Here is a 3906-nt window from a genome sequence, read left to right on the forward strand (position 1 = left end):
TCGCGACCGGAGTTCGCGCTCACTCGACGGTCTGAGCGGGCGGTGTGCCCCCGTCCGGCAACGGGGACGTAGCCTCGGGGGCATGACTTCGGAGACGGCCTCCGCGGCTCGCCCGTCCCGGCCGAAGGGCCGCCCACAGACCCGCCCCAACGAGGCGGCGATCTTCGCTGCCAGCGTCGAGTCCTTCGGCGAGAAGGGGTTCAACGGCGCGTCGATGCGCGACATTGCGACGCGGGCCGGCACCAGCCTGGCCAACCTCTACAACTACGTGCCCTCGAAGGACGCGCTCCTCGCCACGGTCCTGCGGCAGGCGAACGACGACCTCATCGCCACCCTCACCGCACACATTCCGGAGGGCGGCACGGCGCGGGCGCGACTCGAGGCCGCCGTACATGCCTACGTCGGCTGGTCGATCCGCAGCCAGACGGCCGGTGTCGTCGCCCTCGGCGAGTTCCGTTATCTCCGGGGAGACCAGCGGTCCGAGGTCGTCAAGGCGCGCGACACCACCGAGCAGATCTTCACCAGAATCGTCGAGGACGGTTCAGCCACAGGCGAGTTCGCGACCCCCTACCCGCACGAAGCCGCGCGCAACATCGTGCTGCTCTGCTCCGCACTGGCGACGTGGTACCGCCCCCAGGGCCCGGAGAGCCCCGAGACGGTGGCGCGCCAGCAGGCCCGACTGGCGCTCGCGATGGTCGAGGCCCGGCCGGACTCCGAGACGGCCACGTCCGCCGAGTCAGGAGGAAGACCCAGAGGACGTGGCCGTGGCGGCAGCCGCGCTCAGCGCGGCGAGTAGAGCGGGTCAGCGGCACCAAGCCCAGCGGCATACGTGAATCGGCCTGCGTCCCAGCCACTTTCGAGATCAACCCACCAGAAGAACCGCACCTTGCGCTCGGTGAAGCGCCAGTTGCCGTCCGCGCAGCGGACCATCTGGTCGACGTAACGGCCGGCCGCGAGCTGCGACTGCCCGTCCACCACGCACGGCTGGAGCAGCCAGGTCTGGCCCGTGGCACTGTCCCCGGTCAGCTCGATCGTCTCGTTCGAGGAGAAGTGCCACCACGCGGTGAGCGAGCCCTGCTGGAGGTCGGCGAAGAAGGTCCGCAGCTCCTCGCGCCCGCGTGCCGTCGCGAGGCCGACGAAGGCGCCGTCCTCGGTGAAGAGCTGAACGAGCTCGTCCCAGCGACCGTCGTCGAGGCACTGGCAGTACGACGCGCGCAGCTGCTGGATGGCGTGCAGGTCCTCGAGGCGCTGGACCCGCTGCCCCAGGGAAGCCTCGGGTGCAGCTGCCGTCATGCGCCCGCCTCGGCACCTGACCCCGCGCGGCTGCCGGCGTGCGCAGGCGCAGCAGACCCAGCCGACCCGACCGACCCGACCGACCCGGCCGACCCCACCGGCGCGGACTCAACAGCCGCCCGCTCCGCCGCCGCCTCGTCGGACAGCTCATAGAGGTCACGCTGGAAGTGCTCCTTGATCGTCGCGACGCCGACGAAGGTGATGACGGCCATCGCGATGATGTAGAGCGAGACGGACCAGGAGCCACCGAACTCGGCGACGAGAGCGGTCATGATGAGCGGCGCCAGGCCGCCGGCGAGGACCGAGGCGAACTGGAAGCCGAGCGAGGCGCCACTGAGCCGGACATCGGCGGGGAACATCTCGGCGTACAGCGCGGTCTGCGGCCCGAACATCGTCGCGTGGATGGTGAAGCCGACGACGAGCGCGAGGAAGACGAGGGCGAGGTTGCCGGTGTCGATGAGCGCGAAGATCGGGAACGCGGCGACCGCCATGGTGACCGCGCCGGTGAGGTAGAGCTTCTTGCGCCCGAGCCGGTCGGAGACTGCGCCGAAGAACGGGATCGTGACCACCTGGGTCAGGCCGGCGACCATGACGACGAGCAGCATCTCCGAGCGGTTCAGGCCGAGGCTCTTGGTGCCGTAGTCGAGCACGCCGGAGATGAAGATGTAGTAGGTGCCGTTCACGACGAAGAAGGCGCTGAGGGCCTGCAGGATCTGGCGCCAGTAACGTCGCACCGCGACGACGACCGGCGCCTTGCGCAGGCCGGCCGTCTTGGCCGCCGACCGCGCGGACAGCTCCTTGAAGACGGGCGTCTCCTCGATGCGGTTCTGCACGACGATGCCGAAGCCGACGATGAGCAGGCCGGACAGGAACGGCAGGCGCCAGCCCCACGACTCGAAGGCGGCCTTCGACATGATCGCTGTCAGCACGAGGTAGAAGCCCGTGCCGAGGACGGCGCCGAAAATCGTGCCGGTGTTGACGAGCGAGCCGTAGAAGCCGCGCTTCTTGACGGGCGCGTGCTCGACGAGGAGCATCGCGGCGCCACCCCACTGCGCGCCGACGCCCAGGCCCTGCACGACGCGGAAGACGACGAGCAGGACCGGAGCCCACACGCCGATGCTCGCGTAGGTCGGCAGAATGCCGACGGCGAACGACGCGAGGCCCATGAGGATCATCGAGCCGACGAGCGGCACCTTGCGGCCGTGCTTGTCGCCGATGTGGCCGGCGATGACGCCGCCGAGGGGCCGCGCGATGAAGCCGACCGCAAACGTGGCGAACGACGCGAGGCTGCCCTTGACGCCGCCGAGGGTCGGGAAGAACAGGTGGCCGAAGACGAGCGCGGCGGCCGTCGAGTAGACGAGGAAGTCGAACCACTCGAGGACCGTCGAGACGATGGAGGCGAGGGCGAGGCGACGCATCTTCGACTCGTCGACCGGCGCCTCGTGGCGCGAGCCCACGGGGGCGTGGGAAGTGCGGGGGTCGGTGGACATGGGAACCTTCCGATGGAGGCGGCGTTGCCGTGGGGTTCTATAAACGAACGACCGTTCATAGAAAGTGAAGCAGTGGACGCTGCCACCCGTCAAGGTTCCTCGCGCGACGATTTGGTATGCCGCTGAGCTGGGTCAGCCGCTCGGCCAACCTCCCGCTCCCCACCGTCGAGTGAGCGCGAACTCCGGTTGCCCCCCGTCGAGTGAGCGCGAACTCCGGCCGGGGCTACTGCGCCCAGCGTGGTGGCCGCTTCTCCAGGAAGGCCCGCATCCCTTCGGCGGCCTCCTCGCTCCGGAAAAGGCGGGTCGACTGCTCGACGACGCGGTCCCGGCTGGCGTCGAAGGACGCGAGGATCGCGTGGTTGACGAGCAGCTTCGTCTCGCGCAGCCCTTGGGGCGAGACAGCGCGGAAGTCGGTGAGCAGCTTCGCGACCGCGCCGTCTCGGTCGTCCGCCGCCTCGGTGATGAAGCCGATGCGGGCCGCCTCGGCCGCATCGAACGTCTCGCCCGTGAGACAAAGTCGGGCGGCGGACCGGTCGCTCAGTCGGGGCAGCACGACGAGGCTGATGATCGATGGTGCGACGCCGATCCGCGCCTCCGTCAGGCCGAACGTGGACCGCTGACCCGACACGACGATGTCGCAGGCACCGATGATGCCCATCCCGCCGGCGCGCACGTGGCCGTCGATGCTCGCGACGACGGGGGTGCCGAGGGTGAGGATGGTCCGCAACAGGTCGGCCAGCTGTTGGCTGCGCGCTGTCGCGGCATCGGCGCCCGTGTTCTCCGACGCCTCGGTCAGGTCCATCCCCGCGCAGAAGGTGTTCCCGGTGTGCGACAGGACAATGACCCGGACGTCGTCGTCGCCATCGGCCCGGCGCAGCGCCTCGAGGAGCTGGCCGACGAGTCGGTTGGAGAGGGCATTGCGGTTGTGCGGCGAGTCGAGGGTCACCCGCGCGACGCCCCGCTCGACCTCATAGTGGACCAGCTCGGCCGCCTGCTGCTCGCTGCTCACTCCGTCACTCCTTCGGGTCGGGTGTCGATGGCCAGGGACCATGTTCTCCCATTGCCGGGTCGCCCGGGGGCCGGCCCGGGGGGCGGAGTTCCCGCTCACTCGACGTGTCGCAAC

General features: G+C 69.8%; 4 protein-coding genes. 1 reads left to right on the forward strand and 3 read right to left on the reverse strand.

The genetic code is table 11. The features are described from left to right. Window positions 1-82: 82 nt before the first annotated feature. Window positions 83-796, forward strand: a complete 714-nt coding sequence (locus N864_RS19940; protein WP_081794070.1) for a TetR/AcrR family transcriptional regulator — start codon at window positions 83-85, stop codon at window positions 794-796. On the opposite strand, the gene N864_RS19945 is transcribed toward N864_RS19940, so the two are convergent. The 3 genes from N864_RS19945 to N864_RS19955 form a co-directional block, all read right to left on the reverse strand. Continuing rightward, window positions 781-1293 carry a nuclear transport factor 2 family protein gene (locus N864_RS19945; protein WP_034721487.1) on the reverse strand — a complete coding sequence of 171 codons (513 nt, stop codon included), beginning with the start codon at window positions 1291-1293 and terminating at the stop codon, window positions 781-783. The genes N864_RS19940 and N864_RS19945 overlap by 16 nt on opposite strands. Continuing rightward, a complete protein-coding gene (locus tag N864_RS19950) occupies window positions 1290-2783 on the reverse strand; it encodes an MFS transporter (protein WP_081794071.1) in 1494 nt (497 codons plus the stop codon). Before N864_RS19950 ends, N864_RS19945 begins: the two co-directional genes overlap by 4 nt. Before the next feature lie 223 nt (window positions 2784-3006). Continuing rightward, window positions 3007-3792: an enoyl-CoA hydratase family protein gene (locus N864_RS19955; RefSeq protein WP_240474426.1), complete on the reverse strand. Its 786-nt coding sequence runs from the start codon at window positions 3790-3792 to the stop codon at window positions 3007-3009. Window positions 3793-3906 lie beyond the last annotated feature (114 nt).

The organism is Intrasporangium chromatireducens Q5-1 (genome assembly GCF_000576575.1).
Taxonomy (GTDB): Bacteria; Actinomycetota; Actinomycetes; order Actinomycetales; family Dermatophilaceae; genus Intrasporangium_A; species Intrasporangium_A chromatireducens.